Source organism: Labilibaculum sp. K2S (assembly GCF_030372765.1).
Lineage (GTDB): Bacteria > Bacteroidota > Bacteroidia > Bacteroidales > Marinifilaceae > Labilibaculum.
This window is the reverse complement of the sequence record NZ_JAUCMW010000001.1, coordinates 468,928-489,130: the sequence shown is the minus strand read 5'-3', so window position 1 is coordinate 489,130 and position 20,203 is coordinate 468,928. Positions and strand designations below refer to the sequence as shown.

The following is a 20,203-nucleotide window of genomic DNA, read 5'->3' as shown; positions in this document are numbered from 1 at the left end:
ATTAGAATTTACCAAATGTGTTATTTTTAAAATATGTTCGTAATAAAAAGTAAAGAACTATGCCTTTTAATATGCTGCTTCCGGTAATACTCCACCAAACTCCGTTTAAACTTAAAACTGTATAAAAGCCTAGAAAATATGCTCCTGGCAAACGTAATGAAGTGAAAATAACACTTACAGCGGCAGATATTTTTGTTTTTCCAAGACCATTAAAAACCCCGGCACTAATCATTTCCAAACACATAAATAACTGCGATGCCGCCAATATCATCAAATAATCCTTACCCATTGATATACTTTCAGCCTCAGGTACAAAAATGGAAAATAATGTCTGTGGAAAGAACAAAAAGATCAATGTAGTTACGGTTCCTACGGCCAAGGATATCCGTATACCCGCTTTATAAATATTAGGAACTTCTGTAATGTTTTTTGCACCATAACTATGCCCAACCATAATCGTAACGGCCTGCATAATACCACCAACAATCATAAATGTAATTGACTCGATTTGAACACCAATTTTCTGAACTGCAATAGCATTTGGTCCCCATTCGGCAATAATTCTGGCAAGAAAAATATAAATTACCGAAAATGAAATTCGCTGAATAGCTGCGGGTAATCCAACCCCGAATAAGTTTTTTAGTTTTGCTGCGTATGGCAATAAACCTTTAAAATAAATCGTATCGAATTTCTGATACACAAATAAGAAAAATAACAGACTGGCTGACCTGCCAATAATTGTTGCAACAGCAGCACCTTCAACCCCCAATTTAAAGGTGAAAATCAGTAAAGGATCTAAAATAATATTAATTAAGGTTCCAATGATACTAGCCTTAAAGGAAATCTTCGTTTTGCCGTGAGCATTAAAAATACTGATGAACAACAGGTTCACAAAACTGATAATAATCCCAAAGGAACTTATTACCAAATATGAAACGGCCATTTCATTAACCTGAACATCCTTCATTTGGAAAAAACCAATGAACTGCTCCGGAATGGCTAAAAAAACAGAGGTGAACAAAATGGCAATGCCACCAATTCCCCACAATCCAGCGGTTGAATATCTGCCGGCCGCATTCATGTTTTCGGCACCCACTGAATGTGCGATTTTTATATTTGCACCTACTGTTACAATTGAAGCCATAGCCCACCCCAACTGTAAAAAGAAACCTGCAGAACCAACCGCAGCAACAGCACCACTTCCCAAATATCCTACCCAAATCATATCGGTAAGATTGTAAGTCATGTGCAAAAGAAACGAGCCGATAATTGGAAAAGCCAACTTGAGCAGATTTTTCCCAACCTCAGAATATTTTTGTTCTCGTCTAAGTAAACCGGTGATGAATTTTAACATCTACTAAACTTCATGTGTGAGTGCAAAAGGATATGAATCGAAAACGAATGTGATTTTAGCAATATGAGCCCAAGCTCTATTTTAGCATTTGATGAATTAACATTTCCAATTCATTTTTCAAATACATTGCTTTTCCAACACTGCAATTAAGCGATTTTGCCATTTCCAAGGGAATATTTTTCGCTTCCTCCTTTAAATTCTTTCCTTTATCCGAAAGATAAATAAGAACCTTTCTTTCATCCTGGCAACACTTTATTCTTTTAATAAAAGAAAGCTGTTCCATTCGTTTCAACAGAGGCGTTAAGGTATTGGTATTCAAATAGAGTTTGCATCCAATTTCGTTAACACCAATCCCGTCTTTCTCCCATAAAACCAAAAATACCAAATATTGAGGATAGGTAATTCCGAGCTGATCAAGATAAGGCTGATATTGTCTTGTCATGAGCCGCGAGGCTGCATATATCGTAAAGCATAATTGATTCTCAAGTTTGAGAGGATTGAACTCTTTGTTAGCTAAATTGTCCATATTTCTAATTTATATCGCTTGCGATGCAAATTAACGAAATTGTCTGCTAAGATCAAAAAATATAGCCTTGTATATCCGGACATACAAGGCTATTATTACTTAATTCAACGAATTCCCTTATTCTTTCCAAAATCCACTTTGCTTAATCAGGCGATATTTTCCTGATCCCAAAAACATTATGGCAAGTCCTCCAAATAAATACAATGCATTTAATTCAATTCCCAAACCTCCGTACTCATTCAAATGAAAAATACCTTCGGGGTGAGCTGCAGGAATAGACACGAGCATTGTTAGGGCAATTAACAAACCAGAAACCCTTGTGTATGTGCCTAATAATAAAAGAAGTGGTGCAACTAACTCTCCCAGATAAACTCCGTACGAAAGTATTTCGGGCAAACCTGTTTTGACGATTAAGAATTTCACTCCGCCAATACCATCCAATAATTTCTGCACTCCATGAAACAACATCAAACCACCAACTGATAGTCGTAAAATTAGTTTTCCTAAATTTTCCATAAATATATTTTTATTTGATTAATTTCGATATTCATTACAAATCTATGAGCTTTTATCCATGATATAAATGCACAATTTACGTGTATTCATGTACTTTTTTTCAACATACAATTGCAGAATATGTTACACAATCTATTACAAGACAATTTTGGGTTTTCTGATTTTAAACCAGGACAAAAAGAGGTTATTTCTACTATACTGGAAGGAAAATCAGCAATAGCTATTTTTCCAACCGGATCGGGGAAATCTCTTTGTTACCAACTTCCCGCTCTCCAACTTACGGAACTTACCGTGGTGGTTTCCCCTTTACTGGCTTTAATAAAAGATCAAATAGATTTTCTGCAATCGAAAAATATATCTGCAGTCCGAATCGATTCATCTCTCTCGAAAGAGGAAGAACAGGATATCATGAATGGTATCCGTGCCAGACAACACAAAATTTTAATGATATCAGTAGAACGTTTTAAAAATGAACGCTTTCGCAGATTTCTGAAAGACATTTCTATCTCCTTACTGGTAATTGATGAAGCTCATTGCATCTCGGAATGGGGTCACAATTTCAGACCGGATTATTTAAAGCTGCCAGATTATCGTGATACTTTTCAGGCCAAACAAGTGCTTTTGCTTACCGCAACTGCGACTCCCAAGGTTATTGATGACATGACTAAAAAGTTTGCCATTGCAAAAGAGAACGTAACAATTACGGGATTTTACCGATCAAATTTAGATGTAAACGTTGTTCCGGTTATTCAATCTGAGAAAAACAACAAATTGCTTTCATTACTTCTTCCCCGAAAAAATGAATGTGGAATTGTGTATGTAACGCAGCAAAAAACAGCAGAAGTGGTTGCAGGTATATTATCCTCGAAAGGAATAACGGCCAAGGCATATCATGCAGGATTGAAAAGTGAAGATCGCGAAGAAATCCAAAATCAATTTATGGCGGATAAAGTAAATTGTGTGGTTGCAACAATTGCGTTTGGAATGGGAATCGATAAATCGAACATTCGTTATGTGATTCATTACGATCTTCCAAAATCAACAGAAAACTATTCTCAGGAAATTGGACGAGCGGGCCGCGATGGGAAAAAATCAGATTGTATTGTTTTAGCAAATCATGACAATGTGAATGTGCTTGAGAATTTCATATTTGGAGACACTCCTGCCCTATCAGGCATAAAAGAAATTCTCAGCCGCGTAAAAAAGGCTAAAACAAGCTGGGAAATCAAGCTAAACACACTTCCGGCACATAGTAACATCCGTATTCTGCCAATTAAAACCCTACTGGTTTACATGGAGATACGAGGAATTATTAAACCTCAATACAGTTATTTTGCGGACTATAGATTTAGCTTAAACAGCGATAAAAAAAGTATCGTGGAAAAGTTCCAGGGAGAACGAAAGAAGTTTATTCAGGCCATTTTCGATCATTCTGAAAAAGCCAGAAAATGGATCACAGTAAATTTTGATACCATCAGTCAAAATTATTCGACAGATAGAAATAGAGTTGTTTCTGCTCTGGAATATTTTGATGCCAAGAAATTAATCAATTTGGAAGCGAAACTGATGGTTGATGTTTTTACCGTTACAAATCCGGATTTTGATATCGATACCGTGGCGCAAGAACTTTACGACAGTTTTAAAAAGAAGGAAGCAGTTGAAATCAACAGAATTCGGGAAATGCTAAACCTGTTCGAATCGGAAACCTGCATCAGTAAAAATATGGCCAACTATTTTGGAGAATATCCCGAATGGGAAAAATGCGGACACTGCTCGGTATGTAATTCTGGTCCTGTGAAAATTGCAAAATCCCACCAACTAAAAAGTCTGCCTGAGTATAGTTATCTGGATTTATGTGAAACTGCCATCATTAAGTTTGGTGATCTGTTAACTGATGAACTGCTTGCAAAATTTTTATGTGGCATAAACACGCCCATTTTCACCCGTTTGAAATTGAAACAGGAAAAACACTTTGCTTATTTGGAAAATTATCGATTTGGTGATGTTCTGGAATGGGTAACATCAAATAACAAATAAAAGATTAAGAGGTATTTACATATATCACCAAAACATTTAATATTATTTTAAATTAGATCACATAAGATATAAATTCAAAATGCTTATTTTTACAGTCTCATAAAAGTATTCTCTACTATCAAAAAGAATACATACTATATCTATTTAAATTTTTTGGTTTGAAAAGAAATCCGAACTTCCCGTTTGCTCCGGCAAAAATTCCGTTTTTTTACGGATGGATTTGTATGATTGCAGGTACCATAGGTATAATCAGTAGTATTCCCGGGCAAACAATGGGTGTTTCAGTGTTTACCAATTACTTAATCGATTCGTTGAAATTAAGTCGAGATGCATTGAGTTCGGCTTATTTGATAGGTACTGTAGCAAGCTCTCTTTTCTTAACATATGCAGGTAAAATTTACGATAAATTTGGTGCCCGCTTCACAGCAATGATTGCAGCCTTAGGATTGGCCGTAACCTTAGTACTATTTTCCTATTCTGATCTCTTATCCGGGTCGTTATCAAACTTTGTCAGCATTGAGTTCTCAACAGCTTCATTTATTCTGATCTCTCTGTTATTCTTCTTCTTACGTTTCTCAGGACAAGGAGTACTAACCTTGGCCTCACGAAACCTAATCATGAAATGGTTCGACCAGCGAAGAGGATTGGCAAATAGTATTTCCAGTGCGATTCAATCTTTTGGATTTGCCGTATCACCACTTTTTATAGCACTGCTTATTACTCGTTTTAACTGGAGTATCACCTACCAAATTTTGGCAGTACTTACTTTTCTATTTGTTATTTTCGCATTTATCTTTTACCGGGATAATCCTGAAGAATGTGGTTTAATTCCTGATGGAAAAATTATTGAACCAAAACACAAAAGCAATCCTACATTTCAAACTAAAAAACAATATACTCTAAAAGAAGCACGAAGCACATGGGTATTTTGGCTATTTACTTTTGGTTTAAGTTTTAATGCATTTTTCATTACCGGTTTTACCTTTAATGTCATATCTATCTTCGAATCATGTGGATATTCGGAACAAAAAGCTTTAAGTGTATTTGTTCCTGCTTCCATCATTTCTATTGCTTCTGCAATTCTAGGTAATCTTCTAAGTGATTACATTAAAATGCAAAAGCTTCTGATTATTTTTCTAATTGGGTGTTTGTTATCAAGTTTAGGGATTGCAATTTTAGGATCTGAAATTGGTTACTATGTATTGATACTGGGAAATGGTATTATGGGTGGCTTGTATTCCGTTTTAGTAGCAATTACCTGGCCTCGCTTTTACGGGCGAAAACATTTGGGTGCGATTAGCGGATTATCAATGTCCTTAGTTGTATTTTCAAGTGCAATGGCACCCCTTTTCTTCAGTAGAATATTCACATTAACCGGAAGCTATAGCATAGCTGGATACGCTGGAGTCGCCTATGCCATCATTTTACTGATTTTCTCAATTAAAGCGAGAAATCCTCAATTGCAGTAAGCAGATACAGAACTAAATTAGCACCTGCTTGAGACCCAACAGTATCAATGAGAATCAATCTCTTGAGGACTAAATGCAAATAGCATTTCAGAATCAGTCTTTGGTGTTTTTAGCGTCTTTATTATTTTGTTTATCCTCCCGTTTTTAATAAATTCGGGACAGCTTACTTTTGCATACTTACCAGCCACCACAGGCAAGTAGTAAAAGCTATCATATTCCTATTTAGTTGATCATCTAAAAAACAAAAAAAAATGAAACACTTCATTGCCATCATCTGGCTTGTATTCTTATGCCAAAGCTCATTTGGTCAAAACGATTGGGAAAACCCATATGTATTCCAGAAGAATCGAGAAAAGGCTCATGCTGCTTTTAACAGCTACTCAACAGTAAAAAAAGCTCTGGCCAATGATCCTTCAAAAGAGGAAACTATTCAGTGTTTAAATGGAAAATGGAAATTTCAATACAGCAAAAGTGCAGGCAAAAGAAATCTGGAATTTTATCAGGAAGATTTTAATGACAGTGACTGGGATGAAATTTCGGTTCCGGGAAACTGGGAAATGTACAATTATGGATTTGCCAACTATACCAATGCAAATTATCCGTTTGAAAAGAATCCACCATTTATTACAGATTCAATCAATGCAACGGGTTCATACATCTGTTATTTCACACCATCTTCGAATTGGAAAAACAGAGAAACATATATTCAATTTGGATCGGTAAAATCGGGCTTTTATATTTGGATAAATGGTAAAAAGGTTGGTTACAGTCAAGGATCTAAACTACCTGCTGAATTCAACATCACACCTTATTTAAAAGATGGCAAAAACAAACTTGCTGTTCAGGTGTTTAAATTTACCGACGGCAGTTACCTGGAAGATCAGGATTTTTGGAGATTAACCGGCATTCAACGGGATGTAAATTTATATTATCGCCCCAAAACACATATTAATGACTTTTATGCCAAAGCACTATTGGATGAAAATTACAAAAATGGTGTATTTAACTTAGATGCCGAAATAGGAAACCATTCAAGAAAAAATGCCGGTGTGTATCAGTTAAAATATACAATTCTGGATCGTGAAGGAAATGAAATTCTGACTGATCAATCTGAATTCAGTATAAAAACCCAACCAAAGAAAATTTCATTCACAGGTGAGATTCACAATGTGAAAAAATGGTCGGCCGAAGAGCCAAATTTATATACACTGCTGCTAACCTTAAGTAATAAAGAAAATGAAATAGTAGAAGCCACTTCGATTAAAATTGGTTTTAGAACCAGCGAAATTAAAGGAGGACAATTATTGGTGAATGGAACTCCAATCCTTTTAAAAGGAGTTAACAGACACGAACACAATCCTTATTTTGGACATGTTGTTAACAGAAAGAATATGTTGGACGATATCCGTACCATGAAAAAATTTAATATCAATGCGGTTCGTACCTGTCATTATCCGAATGATCCGCTTTGGTATGAACTATGCGATGAATATGGAATTTATTTGTATGATGAAGCCAATATTGAATCGCACGGAATGGGTTACGAGCCAAAGAATACTTTAGCAAATAATCCGGAATGGGAATCGGCTCATGTAGAACGAACTTCAAATATGGTGGAAAGAGATAAAAACCACCCTTCGGTAATTGTTTGGAGCATGGGAAACGAAGCCGGAACAGGACCTAATTTTCTGGCTTGTTATAAAAAGATTAATGAAATTGATGGTAACCGACCAGTACATTACGAACGTGCTGAAAAAATGACCGACGTAAAGGAAAGACATACCGATATTATTGGTGACATGTACCGTTCAATTGAAAGTGTAGAGAAAAGATGGATTGGTACAGATTCGGAACGCCCTTTTATTTGGTGTGAATATTCTCATGCCATGGGAAACAGCAACGGTAACTTTAAGGAGTATTGGGATTTAGTTCATAAAAACCGACAAATGCAGGGTGGTTTTATTTGGGATTGGATGGATCAGGGAATTGCAAAGTACACTGAAAAAGGAGAACGCTTTTGGGCATATGGCGGTCATTTTGAGCCAAAATGGGTATATAATGACGGTAATTTTTGCTTAAATGGTGTGGTGGATCCTGATTTAACCCCGCATCCGGCTTTGTACGAAGTAAAAAAAGTATATCAAAATATTAATTTTGCAGCAGTTAATCTTTCCGAAGGAAAGATCAACATTTCAAACGATCAATTCTTCAAAAATTTGGATAGTTACCAAATTCACTGGGAATTACTTGCAAATGGTGTTGTTCAAAAGTCGGGAGAATTTACTCCAACGGGAGTTGCGCCTCAATCTGAAAAAGAATTTAAACTCGATTTGGGTGATTTTAATCAGAAGGAAGGAACAGAATATTTCATCAACCTGTTTGCTTTGCAGGCTAAGGAAACAGAACTAATACCATTGGGTCATGTTGTTGCTTCAGAACAATTGGCGATCAGTAAATTTAAAGAGCCTGAAAATCATTTTATTTCTGCTGATCTGATTTCAATTCAAGAAAATGCAGATCAGTTAAGCCTTACCGGCAAGGACTTTACAGCTTCATTCTCAAAAAAATCGGGTGCGGTCACCTCCTACAAATTGAATGGTTACGAATTAATAGAAGACCAGTTAGTACCGGACTTTTGGCGTGCTCCTACCGATAATGATTTCGGAAACAAAATGCCGGAACGATGTGAAATTTGGAAACTGGCTATGAATGATGCAAGTCTTCAGGAATTTACATCGAAACAAATCTCTAAATCGGAAGTTTCGGTTCATGCAAAATTACAACTGCCTAGTATTAAAGGTTCAATAGAACTTACTTATACAATTTACGGAGATGGTAAAATTGATGTAAACTATAGTTTTGAATCTAAACAGGAAAAATTACCGGAAATTCCTCGTATTGGATTACAGTTTAAACTTCCCAAAGAATTTAATAATCTTACCTATTATGGCCGCGGACCTCAGGAAAATTATATTGACAGAAATACCGCATCGTTAATTGGATTGTATCAATCGAATGTAGCTGATCAATATTTTCCATACAACCGACCACAGGAAAACGGACATAAAACAGACGTTCGCTGGTTAAGCCTAACCAATCAATCAGGCTTGGGAGTAAAAATAATTGCCGACAGTGAGCCTATTGAATTCAATGCACTGCATTACACTACGTCTGACTTTGATCCGGGAACGGAGAAACTTGGACGCACTACTGCCGATGTAAAGGAACACGAATTCGTAGAAGTTCACATCGACCACAAAATGATGGGACTTGGTGGCGACAACAGCTGGGGTGCAAAACCACACAATCCATATCTATATTATGCAGATAAAGTATATCACTATAGCTTTACCATTGTACCGGTAATAAAATAGTCAGTACCTAATTATTAATAAAACACAATGCTTAAACTGATTTTAATCGGTTTAAGCATTTGTTGTTTAAAGGAATAAACAATTACCAAACCCGTAGTAAAGCAAATCCAAATATCCCATTAAAAAAAATCTTCTTTTGGGTGTAATAATCTTATATTTCAACCACTAATTAAGAAAAAACTATAGTGAGTACCGATTTTTACACATCATCAATTCTTCCTTATGCTGCCATTATCATTAAGATATGCCGGGCATATACGAATACACAGGAAGATTTCGAAGATTACTACCAAGAGGTTTGTTTACAAATATGGAGAAGTAATGAGAATTTTAGAGGACAATCTGAATGGTCGACATGGATCTATCGATTGACCTTGAATGTTTGCCTGACCTTACTAAAGAAAAACAGTAAACATCATGTTACGTCAAATCATTTACCAGACGTGGCCGCTGAAGACAACCGGACCTTTGACGATGAGTCCCTTAATCATCTCTATATTGCGATCAAGCAATTGTCGGAGGTAGACAGGGCAGTTATTTTGCTTTATCTGGAGGAAAAAACCTATCAGGAAATAGCAGAAATTATTGGCACAAATCCGAACAACATTGGTGTGCGGGTCAAAAGAATTAAAGAACGACTTAAAAAAATACTAGATGGAAAAGTCAATTGAAACAATTTGGAAAGAGGGCTTTTTAAAAAACGATGCATTGGTGGCTCCGAAACTAAATGACTTGTACAATCAAAAATCCAAACACATCATCGATAAATTCAAAAGAATGTTCAGAATAAACCTGAATGCAATAGTTATAGGTTCATTCGTAATTTTGATTGCTTCCGGTGTTGTGGGAATCCCTGTTATGGGTATAGGATATTTTTTCATTTTAAATACTATTGTACTGGTCAACAGAAGATTAATGAAAGACCTAATTAAAATTGATAAAAATGTAAACAGCTACCAATATTTGAAATCATTCGATAACTGGATGAAAGAACAACTTGCAGTTAACAGGAAACTAGCCAGATATTATTACCCTTTATTTTTTGTTTTTATGGTATTGGGTTTTTGGTTTTCGAATGATATTCAGGAGACATTTAAAGGGATATTAGAAAGACCTAATCAAATTTATCTCATAAATAACATACCGGTACTATGGACAATTCCCATTGCAATCATTACGGGTTTACTAGCCTACTTTGGCGATCGAATTTACAATTTTGATGTGAGCCTGATCTATGGCCAGGTATTTAGAAAGCTGGATGAACTAATTGCAGATATTGAAGAATTGAGAGCTTGATTTTTATTCAGAATAATAATTTTAATTTTACGAGTATGACAATACATAAAATAGAAGAAAGAGCTAATACTGAGCAAAATATAAAGCTTACAAAAGCATATCATAAGTTACAGGTTTTGATTGATGAGTTGAACAAAAGAGAAATGCCGGAAAGTATACAAAACACAATTAATACGGATATTGCCACGATTCATTCATTTTCAGAAACAGATAAAAAATTGATCAGACTTCTGCGAAAAGTGTATTATAAAACTCTGAGACTAATTGAAAAGGAACTTAATCTGGTAACAAAAAACCACTACAAAAACCTTTATATGGCCATTGGCGTGGCTCTGGGAGTGGCGTTTTCTGCTTCATTTGATAACAATGGCATGGGCTTGATACTTGGTTTGGCAATAGGAATATCTGTAGGAATACATTTTGATAAAAAAGCTGAACAAAATGGGAATCAACTAAATTTAGAATGCAGTTGCTAATCTTGCCTGTTGAAATTTCAGTATTAGTCAAATTCACATTTATGCTCGCTTTTACAAAAACAGGATATAAGAAAAAAAGCAAATCCCGCTATAGTGCCAACACTATTAACGGGATTTCTTTCTAACTAAAATACAATAATGTTATACTAAATCTCAACTCCTTTCAAGGTGATACCTAGTGATTGAAAATAATCATATATCTGATTATTAGATTTCATTCTCGTTTTAATATGAAAGTCAATTTTGTGTTTAAACTCTGCTTCTGCCTTTTTGATATCTCCTGCCAATTCATAACAAATACCCAAGCATAAATGAGCTTCAGGTGAAGATTCTTTATCAATAATTTTCCGGTAGATATTGGCCACATCGCTTAACCTGGCTTCATTCAACAAAGTTTGAATGGTTTTTATATCATTCTTTAGTTCTTTATCTTTTATCTTAAGTTTAGGAAAACGGTAGCAAATCATATTACATTCGGCAAAGTGCTGTAAGTAGTACAATTGTGAGCCAATTTGTTTCACTAATTTCTCATTCATCTCCTCAAGCGATATCAATTTTTTACCTTTCTTCAATACCGATTTCGTTTCGTATGAAATTGTATCAGAAGAAGTGGACTTATCTTTATACCTAAAATCAAGAACTATCTTAACATCAAGCGAATTTGTTGCACGAACCTCTTTGAATGGAATTTTCACGCCACCCCGGCCATTAAATTCATGCAGCCAGGTGTCAACTTTTTCTGATTTAGCTACGTAATTCAATCTTGGTTGTACAATTACATCCGCCTCTTCTTTACTAGTTGCCAACGAATAGATTTTCATATCTCTCCAGTGCTTTTCTATGCGCAAACCTTTACCTCTTGGAGAATTAATCCAATTACCCGATTCGAAATTACTTTTCAGTAAAGTATCAATATCGAAAGGGATATCATCTCCGTTTACTGCAGCAGGTTCAATGTAAATCTTAGGCCGCAAAAGAGGTTCTTTAGTCATTTTAAAAGCCGGAGCAAATATCTCCTGAGCGATTGACACACCACAAAACAGGATCAGACTCAAAAATAGCAATGTCTTTTTCATATTTTACAAATTAAAAGTGATGTATTAATTCGAAACGTGAGGCATCCCTCACCTCATTTACAGGATAAAAATCTCCTTTTTCAGTAAGTCCTAAATATTTATGAGTTGCACAATTTTCCAACACAATAGCATGATCATCAAGAAGCACAAACCATGATTTTGAATACTCTCCTACCACAAATCTGCATTTCACGAAAAAGATATCATCTTCACTTTTGTTGTGCTCCAATACCATATTCTCACTATTTGCATCCATAAAATGAACTTCGATTGCACGATTGGGAGTAAACATTGCCTCTTTAAAGAACAAAAGAGGCAAATCTGATATATTTTTTGCCTTAACACATTCTTGTCCAACTGCTATGTCTGATTCAGCCTCAACCATTGAAAAGAAATTGTACTTTTTAATTAGCTGGTCTTCTGCCGAAGTCGAAATTACATTTACCAATTGTGCCGAAACCTGCGTGGAGAACAGTAAAAAAAAGGCAAAAAGAAATCCGGTAAACGGTTTAAATAAGTCTCTTACCATTAGAATTCTATTTTAGGATAAAATAATTGGACAGACCTTTACGATCTGCCCAACACTTGAATTGTATTAATATTTAAAAGTTCTGGTTGCTTTATAAGGACCAACTTTCATCTCTGTCCAGTTTCCTTGGGCATCGTAAACAAACTCACAATCCCAATCCATACCGGTATCAATAGTAAAATTATCAGAACTAACCTGAGGACCGGCTCCAGCAAGGAATGCATAATTCATAAAGCCTTTGAAACTCATTCTCTCGTTCATCGATAACTTACCTGCTAAATCTAAATCGTAATGAATTTTCATAGGATTACCATGGTCATCAACAGAAGAAAACTTCATATCTCTAATCATTTTATCGGCATTGATATTTTGTTGTCCAACCCCTTTCGAACCAGCTAAATGGGTGTGGGTTGTACCATTCCAGTTCCATTCAGTGAAGACACCATCTTCGTTAATAGAAGCAATCGTTTCGAATTCTGTTGTGGTTTTTGGTCTTTTAGGAACAAATCCATTGGCATTTAAAAGATCCTTGAAAATGGCATTTACCCGTGGTAAAGCCGACTTTCCTTTAAAGTAAATTTTGCCCTCAAGATCAACCATTAACTGTACATCTTCCTCACTTACTTTACCTCCCAAAAAGCCGATATTTTTGGTGATATTATTGGCTGCACCATGAGTAGCTCCAACCAAAGGATCGCTGATCTCATTAATCTTTGTATAGGAAGTAGTCTTGCCATAATATTCTGCAAACATTCCTGCGTTTACTTCCATATAAGCATATTTACCCGCTTCGTTATAAACAGGCTTGATATCACGAGTAATAATTTTGTCTTTTGATCCATCCTCAGCAATACCAATTTGGCTGGCTTCCAATTTTTTTACTCTGCGTTTGCTATCAAACTTCACAGTAAAATCAATTGGCTCGTCACCTTCTTTAGTTATTTGCCCAATCATGTTTTTTGGCAATCCTTTAAAGTCCTGTAAAGGAAGGAATTGAAATGGATAATCAAGCTCGAACAACTGACACAGCAAATCGTTATGTGCATAGAAATCTACAAACTGCGACAAGTTTCGGTTGATAGTAGTCAATAAGGCCGGATATGCATTTGCCCCTTTAGGATAATAATTTACGAAACATTCAATGTCTTTATAATTTGAATATTTCTTCATATCCTTAGTACCGATAGCTATAGATCCATATTTCGCTTTGGCAGCAACACGTTGCTCTTTAGATAGCTCTCCTTTAACCAGTTGATTAAAAACTTTAATTTTCCCGAAAGTATCCTCTATTTCGCCGGTATACTTCTTCAAGTACTCCTGAGATTTTTCAACATTTTCCATCCATGCGTAACACAACGATAAATTGTGATAGGCAACCCATCTTGTCTTATCAGAGCATTTGCTGATATTTGGCTCCAAAACCTTAATATAGTCCGCTAATGTTGCTTTCTCATCTTTATTTAGCAATAAACCCTTCTTATTTTCAAATAAAGCAACAGTTGGCTTGGTAAGTTTATTCAATTCTTTAATTTCTTTGATACTTCCCAATTTTGCAGCCACAGTAAACTGACCAAATCCAAAATGTGAGAATACTTCTTTGTGAACTCTTTTGTAAGCTTCGTTCACACCAATTTCATCTGAAACTGAAAGAGCATCATTAGCAGGTGCCTGGGAAATACTTCCAAGTTTTGCCGGTGCCGCGGGTGTGTATTTTTTAGTTTTGGTTTTACCGGAAACCAAACCTAAATTATCCTCATAAATTACCTCTCCCCGAGCTGATGTCACCTGATATCTGCAGTTTACACTCCAAGGAACAAGATAGTAACCTTCTTTGTCTGCTGTTGTTGGCATTCTTTCCTCTGTTCCCATCTCCGTTTTAGGTGACTCTGAAAGAACAAAAATTTCAACATTTACTTTCTCTTTTACACTATTCATGTCATACTTAATGTATGCAGGAACAAAATTCCATACCGCAAATCTGCCTTCTTCATCTTTAATTGCATCTATCATTTTGTTGATTTCAGCAACTTTATCGATGGTTTTATTAACTGCACCAGCCATTGTCGCACCAAAACCACCTAATTTTGAACCAAACTTAGATACTTTCGCTTTTGATGTTTCTCTTTTAGCTTCCTGTAAAGCTTTATCTGTTGATAAAAATACATTTGCAGATGAAAATTTCACCTTTTCTGCAGGAGCTTGAAAGAAACTCACTTTATCTTTCCCTTTAAACGATTGAGAATTTCCCAATACAGGAATCAAAATCAAGCTAAGTAAAACGAGTAGATTTTTCTTCATTACATTAAAATTTAATAATTATTATAAATTGATTTTAAGTATCTTTTTCAAAAAAATTAAGCTGCAGGCAACCTAAAAATCATCCATCCTAGTCACATTGCTTTTGCAATTATTTGTGTCTATCCTATTCAAATACCAGCCTGCCAGAACAAGGCTTTCATCATAATCTCAAGCTCTCTGCAGCAAGCATCGCAAATATGAACAAACCCCCTATAAATGAGAAACAACACCAATAGACATTACAATAGACATTTACATCCTTTTTGATTTACTATCTTAATTACAGCCTGTTATGAAACACTCCATTAACACGTATTCAACATTGCCGGATTTCATCTTATTTTTTTTACATTTGGCTACCCTTTACATTATTCTTATTTATGACAGCCAAAAAAATCCTCTCACTCCTCCTATTTCTCGTTTCTATTTCAGGATATCCTCAGTCAAAAATCGATTCACTGATCCTTATTTCTAAAACACAATTCGGAACAGAACAACTTCAAACAAATTTGAAAATTGCTGAGACATTTGGTTATGGTGAAAATGGTGATACAATTATCTATTATGCCTCGCGATGCCACGAACAGTCCATTGCATTAAACGACTCTATTGCCCTTCTTAAATCAACTCTTTACTGGGGCTCTGGTTTATTTTCGAAACAGAAATATCTGGAGGCTATAAAAAAGACAGATGCGATTTTTGAACTGGCTGAAAAGCTGAAGAAAAAAGATGAAATTGTACAGGGGCTATACCTAAAAGCTAAGTGTTACCAACGCCTTCATGAATATCCAAAAGCCATAGACCTTTATCAGAAAGCATACAATCATTCAATGAAAATTCTTGCTGAAGAGGAAAACAAACACATTGGAGAATATTGCAAAGGTGTTTTGAAACAAATGACTTACTGTTATTGGTATGCCTCCAAAATGTCGGAAGGAATTGAACTTTTCAATTCTCTCATTGAAAAAAACAAGAACGTATCGGATAACATCAAACGAGCCTATTACTCCAATATCGCTTTTCTTTACAATCAAAATTCTGATTTAATAAAGGCTGAAAACTATTTATTAAAAGCCGTAGAAATTAGTCAAAACAGTACGAATTGGAAAGACAACTTTCAGGACTTAGCCTACTTAGGTGTTTTGTACACATCAAAAGGCGAGTATGACAAAGCAATTATCAATTATAAAAAGGCCCTGACTCTTGCGCAAGAACAGGACGACACCAATATGATTTCCTATATAAATACCAATTTAGGTAAATGCTACGAGCACATTGGTGATTTACGAGCCGGTGTATCTCTTCTTTACAATGGAATAGAAATATTTCACAACAGAAAAGATAGCATAGGAATTGCAATAGGTTATCTACAGCTAGGAAATCTCATGGCAAAATGGAATAACTATAAGGATGCCAAAAAGTATTACAAAAAATCATTGAGTTGCAATCAAAGTTTAGGATTAAAAGCCAAAGTTGCTGAAGTAAATCTTGATCTCGCCATTAGTTGCATGTTAAACAACGAAAAGGATTCAAGCTTGTATTATTTGACCGCTGCAGAAAACTTACTTGCCAATTGCCAAGACCAAAAATTTATGGCCACCTATCACATTTATAAAGCAGAAAACATTTTAAAATTTTATTCGGAACCAGACGTAGCATTAAAACACGCCATACAAGCCCAACATTTAGCAAAAAAATTCAATATAAAACCTACTGCCAATTTAAGTAAACTCACCATAGGGAAGTGCTACATGGCTATGGATAGTCTTTTGCCGGCAAAAAAATATATTCTTAGCAGTTGGAGAAACTACAAATCGATGAAACGGCTTTACGAACGCGCCAATGCAGCAAAAAGTCTTTCAATAATTTATAAAAAATTGCAACAGCCTGACAGTGCCTATTTTTACCTTGCCGAGACAGATAAAATTAATTCAAAAATTCGTGAACGGGATCAGACTCTGGCTTTGTATAAAAAAGACAGCAATTTCGCCATGTTGCTGGCAAAAAAAGAAAAAGATCTGCTTACGAAAGAAAACAAACGGCTATTCAATCGAATTTCTCTACTACGAATCTTTTACATTTCCTCGTGCCTGATTCTATCTGGATTCCTTTTTCTATATCTGAAACGAAGAACCAAAAAATTTCATATTGAAATCAACAAAAAGGAATTGGCACAAAAAGAATTGGAAAAGCAATCAAAACAGCACAAATCGACCATTTTAAAGTCGAAGGATTTAATTCAAGCTAAGGAGATTATTATTGAAGAGCTAAATGCAAAACTAAAGCAGAATCAACTCATCGCCCCAAACAATTCTGAATTTAACGAAATAGAATGTCTGCTCAGCTCGAAACTAAGTACTGAAGAAGATTGGGATGATTACCTTTTCTTATTCTCCCGGAAAAATCCTCACTTCATTGGTACTCTTAAACACAAATATCCATTTCTCTCCCGAAATGAGATCATGCTTTTTATTCTAATCAAGCTTGGCTTAACAACACGTGAAATGGCAGGAATACTCCTAATTTCACCCTCGAGTGTAAATACTGCTCGTTATCGCCTAAGAAAAAAGCTCGATCTGAAACCAACTGAAAAACTAGAAAACATAGTAGAAAGTATTCAAAAACAAACAAAAGATGAAACCAGAAAATAATGCATGAGCAAATTTTTTCAACAAAAAAAAGAGTATTTCCAAACAGAAATACTCTTTTAATAGTGGTATAATCATCTATTTCACAGTTTTCTTCAAGGTTCCCAAATAAGTCCAATTCAGATCTCTTGTTTTTACTGCTTCGTCTATTTTCATTTGTGTTTCGGCATCAACATTAAATACTTCATTACGGCCATAGGCATCAAAATAATGAAGATAATCTTTAAACATATCGAAAGTCATATGAGTAGTCGGAACTTTACTGCCCGAAGGCATCAGTACTCTTGCCAAAGCCCAATGACTCATGGTTCCGGCTTCTACTCTTTTCTGATGCATTGGAAGAAAAAGATTTATCTCAGCCTTCTCATACTCATCTGTTTTACCATTAGTTGCCTCCATAAAGTTCATTCTCATAACAGTTCCTATATCCATCGTAAAATTATCATCCGTGGTCTTAATTACTTTTAAAAACATTCTTTTACTAAGTTCTCTCGATTTCTCACCATCCTGCAATGCTTTCCTTAACTCCTCATCCGACATGTTTGGATAAGCCTTTTTAGCAGCACTCCACACATCTCCATCCGATAAAGCTTTTACCGGATCGTCGTAGATCGTCACAGTTACATACTGATAGCCCTGTTCTGTTCCTCCAGGTTTTAATGACCATAAATCCCAGCCTTTAATTTCTCCGCTTTTAAAACGTTCAGCATGTATTTTTTCCCAAAAAGTTTCTGTCTCCCAATAATTCGTTTCCTGATTGTTGGGAACTTTCATAAATTCAAAAACCAGAAACCGTTCCTGCTGTGCCATGCCAATTCCACAAAACAATACCATAGCAACAAATAGTAATATTTTTTTCATAACAACCAGTTTTAGGTGAATAACACTTAAGTTACAGCTTTTTATCTCTTTGTACAATATAAAAATTGCAGATAATAACAGCCAATCTATCAAATGGATATTCATAACAAATCAAATTTAGAAACAGCAGAGAATATTCCGCCAATTAATTATACTGCATGTTTTGTTTATCAATGAGCTTTTGATAAATTCGGATTCAAACTTCATTCAAAACAAGTAAGCTGATCATGATTACAATAAAATCTTTAGCAGGAATTCCTTTTCCTGACCTTTTTGAAGCTTTTAGTCAAGCATTTAACGATTATGAAATACAATTCGACAGTGTTGAATTAAAAACGATGCTGCACCGCAGAGGATTCGTTCCTGAACTATCCTTTGGTGCTTTTGATGACAATAAATTGGCAGCCTTTACCTGCAATGGGATTGGTTCTTTTAATGGAATTAAAATGGCCTACGATACAGGAACCGGAACTATCAAAGAATATCGGGGACAAGGATTGGCAGGCAAAATATTCAATTACTCAATTCCATTTCTAAAAGAAGCCGGTATTTCGCAGTACTTGCTGGAGGTATTGCAGCACAATACAAAAGCAATATCAGTATATAAAAAGCTAGGTTTTTGCGTGAGCCGTGAGTTCAACTATTTCGTTCAGAAAAATGAAGAAATAAAAGTTGATTCCCTGCAATTAAATCCTGCCTATGCTCTTAAGTCAATCGATTTACCGCAAGCCGAAAAACAGAGCTCATTCTGTGATTTCGTACCATCCTGGCAAAATAGCTTCGAAGCAATATCAAGAAAACCGGATAATTTTAAACTACTGGGAGTTTTTAAGGGAGAGCAACTATTGGCTTATGGTATTTTCGAAGCAAAATCGGGTGACATTACCCAAATAGCGGTTGAGCCAAAACACAGACGAAAAGGCATTGGCAGTCTGCTTCTTAAAGAAATGGTGAAATTGAATCAGCACGACTCTATAAAATGCCTAAATACAGAAATAGAGTGCGGGTCGATTACGGAATTCCTGAAATCAAACTCAATTTTAGTTAGCGGGAAACAGTTTGAAATGATAATGGAATTGTAAGATCACTAATTCTTAAAAGCAGGAAATAAAACACCCCTCTGTCCTTCGGACATCTTCCCTTAAAAAAGGGAGAAACCGTCACAAACCAAATCTTCCCTTCTTGAGGGTACCGTAACGAAGTGAAGATCGTGAACGCAATTTGAAATAATATTGTGAACAAAGTGCCAACAGGCGAAGGGGTAAAATTATAAAAGACAATGAAATTTCACGAAATAATAAAGTGTAAGAGTAAACTAAAACAAAACACGACCAAATCGGAAGACTTATTATGGAAGCATATTCGCAAGCGACAACTGCTCGGGCGAAAGTTTATTCGACAACATGCAATAGTTTATGAATCGTATGCTGACGAATACTTCTTTTTTGTACCGGATTTTTATTGCGAAGCAGAAAAATTAGCCATTGAATTAGATGGTAAAATTCATGATTTCACCAAAGAGAGGGATGAAAATCGTGATAAAATCTTAACCAATTTAAATATTACTGTAGTACGAGTCAAAAATGAAGAATTATCAAATGTACCAGACATCCTTGAAAAGATAAAAAGCTCATTTAAAAAACATAATAACGATCCTGCATTTAAAAGGAATCGTAAAAATTAAAATAAAACACACCCCTCTGTCCTTCGGACATCTCCCCTTAAAATGGGAGAATCGTTCAC

At 35.4% G+C, this 20,203-nt stretch carries 16 protein-coding genes; 9 read left to right on the top strand and 7 right to left on the bottom strand.

From position 1 onward, the window contains the following. Position 1 precedes the first annotated feature (1 nt). From QUH73_RS01875 to QUH73_RS01865, 3 genes are all read right to left on the bottom strand, one after another. A complete protein-coding gene (locus QUH73_RS01875; protein WP_289528771.1) occupies positions 2–1,354 on the bottom strand; it encodes an MATE family efflux transporter in 1,353 nt (450 codons plus the stop codon). 76 nt (positions 1,355–1,430) lie between these two features. Then, positions 1,431–1,880: a MarR family winged helix-turn-helix transcriptional regulator gene (locus QUH73_RS01870; protein ID WP_289528770.1), complete on the bottom strand. Its 450-nt coding sequence runs from the start codon at positions 1,878–1,880 to the stop codon at positions 1,431–1,433. A 117-nt stretch (positions 1,881–1,997) separates the two neighbouring features. Beyond that, positions 1,998–2,396 (bottom strand): DoxX family protein, encoded by a 399-nt coding sequence (locus QUH73_RS01865; protein WP_289528769.1) that lies wholly within the window; start codon positions 2,394–2,396, stop codon positions 1,998–2,000. Between the two features lie 120 nt (positions 2,397–2,516). Between QUH73_RS01865 and QUH73_RS01860 the strand changes: the two genes are divergently transcribed. The 6 genes from QUH73_RS01860 to QUH73_RS01835 all read left to right on the top strand — a co-directional run bounded on the left by QUH73_RS01860 (position 2,517) and on the right by QUH73_RS01835 (position 11,048). Beyond that, positions 2,517–4,433, top strand: a complete 1,917-nt coding sequence (locus QUH73_RS01860; protein WP_289528768.1) for a RecQ family ATP-dependent DNA helicase — start codon at positions 2,517–2,519, stop codon at positions 4,431–4,433. Positions 4,434–4,591: 158 nt separating this feature from the next. Continuing rightward, positions 4,592–5,902: an MFS transporter gene (locus tag QUH73_RS01855; protein ID WP_289528767.1), complete on the top strand. Its 1,311-nt coding sequence runs from the start codon at positions 4,592–4,594 to the stop codon at positions 5,900–5,902. 251 nt (positions 5,903–6,153) lie between these two features. Beyond that, the gene (locus tag QUH73_RS01850; RefSeq protein WP_289528766.1) at positions 6,154–9,276 is read left to right on the top strand and encodes a glycoside hydrolase family 2 TIM barrel-domain containing protein; all 3,123 of its coding nucleotides are present in this window, start codon (positions 6,154–6,156) and stop codon (positions 9,274–9,276) included. Positions 9,277–9,461: 185 nt separating this feature from the next. Then, positions 9,462–9,947 carry an RNA polymerase sigma factor gene (locus QUH73_RS01845; RefSeq protein ID WP_289528765.1) on the top strand — a complete coding sequence of 162 codons (486 nt, stop codon included), beginning with the start codon at positions 9,462–9,464 and terminating at the stop codon, positions 9,945–9,947. Continuing rightward, positions 9,931–10,572: a hypothetical protein gene (locus QUH73_RS01840; protein ID WP_289528764.1), complete on the top strand. Its 642-nt coding sequence runs from the start codon at positions 9,931–9,933 to the stop codon at positions 10,570–10,572. Before QUH73_RS01845 ends, QUH73_RS01840 begins: the two co-directional genes overlap by 17 nt. A 35-nt stretch (positions 10,573–10,607) precedes the next feature. Beyond that, positions 10,608–11,048: a hypothetical protein gene (locus QUH73_RS01835; protein WP_289528763.1), complete on the top strand. Its 441-nt coding sequence runs from the start codon at positions 10,608–10,610 to the stop codon at positions 11,046–11,048. A gap of 146 nt (positions 11,049–11,194) precedes the next feature. On the opposite strand, the gene QUH73_RS01830 is transcribed toward QUH73_RS01835, so the two are convergent. From QUH73_RS01830 to QUH73_RS01820, 3 genes are all read right to left on the bottom strand, one after another. Continuing rightward, on the bottom strand, positions 11,195–12,124 hold the full coding sequence (locus tag QUH73_RS01830; protein ID WP_289528762.1) for a hypothetical protein: 930 nt from the start codon (positions 12,122–12,124) through the stop codon (positions 11,195–11,197). A 10-nt stretch (positions 12,125–12,134) separates the two neighbouring features. Beyond that, positions 12,135–12,653, bottom strand: coding sequence for a hypothetical protein (locus QUH73_RS01825; protein WP_289528761.1), 519 nt, complete (start codon positions 12,651–12,653; stop codon positions 12,135–12,137). A gap of 66 nt (positions 12,654–12,719) precedes the next feature. Continuing rightward, positions 12,720–14,951 (bottom strand): hypothetical protein, encoded by a 2,232-nt coding sequence (locus tag QUH73_RS01820; RefSeq protein WP_289528760.1) that lies wholly within the window; start codon positions 14,949–14,951, stop codon positions 12,720–12,722. Positions 14,952–15,331: 380 nt separating this feature from the next. Here QUH73_RS01820 and QUH73_RS01815 point away from each other — a divergent pair, with 380 nt between their 5' ends. Further along, complete coding sequence (locus tag QUH73_RS01815) at positions 15,332–17,602, top strand: tetratricopeptide repeat protein (RefSeq protein WP_289528759.1); 2,271 nt, start codon at positions 15,332–15,334, stop codon at positions 17,600–17,602. Positions 17,603–17,677: 75 nt separating this feature from the next. Here the strand turns inward: QUH73_RS01815 and QUH73_RS01810 are convergent, their stop codons facing one another. Next, positions 17,678–18,460, bottom strand: coding sequence for a hypothetical protein (locus QUH73_RS01810; RefSeq protein WP_289528758.1), 783 nt, complete (start codon positions 18,458–18,460; stop codon positions 17,678–17,680). 227 nt (positions 18,461–18,687) lie between these two features. Between QUH73_RS01810 and QUH73_RS01805 the strand changes: the two genes are divergently transcribed. Both QUH73_RS01805 and QUH73_RS01800 read left to right on the top strand, forming a co-directional pair. Then, complete coding sequence (locus QUH73_RS01805; protein WP_289528757.1) at positions 18,688–19,542, top strand: GNAT family N-acetyltransferase; 855 nt, start codon at positions 18,688–18,690, stop codon at positions 19,540–19,542. Between the two features lie 197 nt (positions 19,543–19,739). Continuing rightward, the gene (locus QUH73_RS01800; RefSeq protein ID WP_101309159.1) at positions 19,740–20,144 is read left to right on the top strand and encodes an endonuclease domain-containing protein; all 405 of its coding nucleotides are present in this window, start codon (positions 19,740–19,742) and stop codon (positions 20,142–20,144) included. Positions 20,145–20,203 lie beyond the last annotated feature (59 nt).

Coding starts and splice junctions, on each gene's coding strand:
- QUH73_RS01860 (WP_289528768.1), top strand. CDS start 2,517: ATGTTACACAATCTATTACAAGACAATTTTGGGTTTTCTGATTTTAAA.
- QUH73_RS01870 (WP_289528770.1), bottom strand. CDS start 1,880: ATGGACAATTTAGCTAACAAAGAGTTCAATCCTCTCAAACTTGAGAAT.
- QUH73_RS01800 (WP_101309159.1), top strand. CDS start 19,740: ATGAAATTTCACGAAATAATAAAGTGTAAGAGTAAACTAAAACAAAAC.
- QUH73_RS01865 (WP_289528769.1), bottom strand. CDS start 2,396: ATGGAAAATTTAGGAAAACTAATTTTACGACTATCAGTTGGTGGTTTG.
- QUH73_RS01805 (WP_289528757.1), top strand. CDS start 18,688: ATGATTACAATAAAATCTTTAGCAGGAATTCCTTTTCCTGACCTTTTT.
- QUH73_RS01835 (WP_289528763.1), top strand. CDS start 10,608: ATGACAATACATAAAATAGAAGAAAGAGCTAATACTGAGCAAAATATA.
- QUH73_RS01810 (WP_289528758.1), bottom strand. CDS start 18,460: ATGAAAAAAATATTACTATTTGTTGCTATGGTATTGTTTTGTGGAATT.
- QUH73_RS01815 (WP_289528759.1), top strand. CDS start 15,332: ATGACAGCCAAAAAAATCCTCTCACTCCTCCTATTTCTCGTTTCTATT.
- QUH73_RS01840 (WP_289528764.1), top strand. CDS start 9,931: ATGGAAAAGTCAATTGAAACAATTTGGAAAGAGGGCTTTTTAAAAAAC.
- QUH73_RS01850 (WP_289528766.1), top strand. CDS start 6,154: ATGAAACACTTCATTGCCATCATCTGGCTTGTATTCTTATGCCAAAGC.
- QUH73_RS01875 (WP_289528771.1), bottom strand. CDS start 1,354: ATGTTAAAATTCATCACCGGTTTACTTAGACGAGAACAAAAATATTCT.
- QUH73_RS01825 (WP_289528761.1), bottom strand. CDS start 12,653: ATGGTAAGAGACTTATTTAAACCGTTTACCGGATTTCTTTTTGCCTTT.
- QUH73_RS01820 (WP_289528760.1), bottom strand. CDS start 14,951: ATGAAGAAAAATCTACTCGTTTTACTTAGCTTGATTTTGATTCCTGTA.
- QUH73_RS01830 (WP_289528762.1), bottom strand. CDS start 12,124: ATGAAAAAGACATTGCTATTTTTGAGTCTGATCCTGTTTTGTGGTGTG.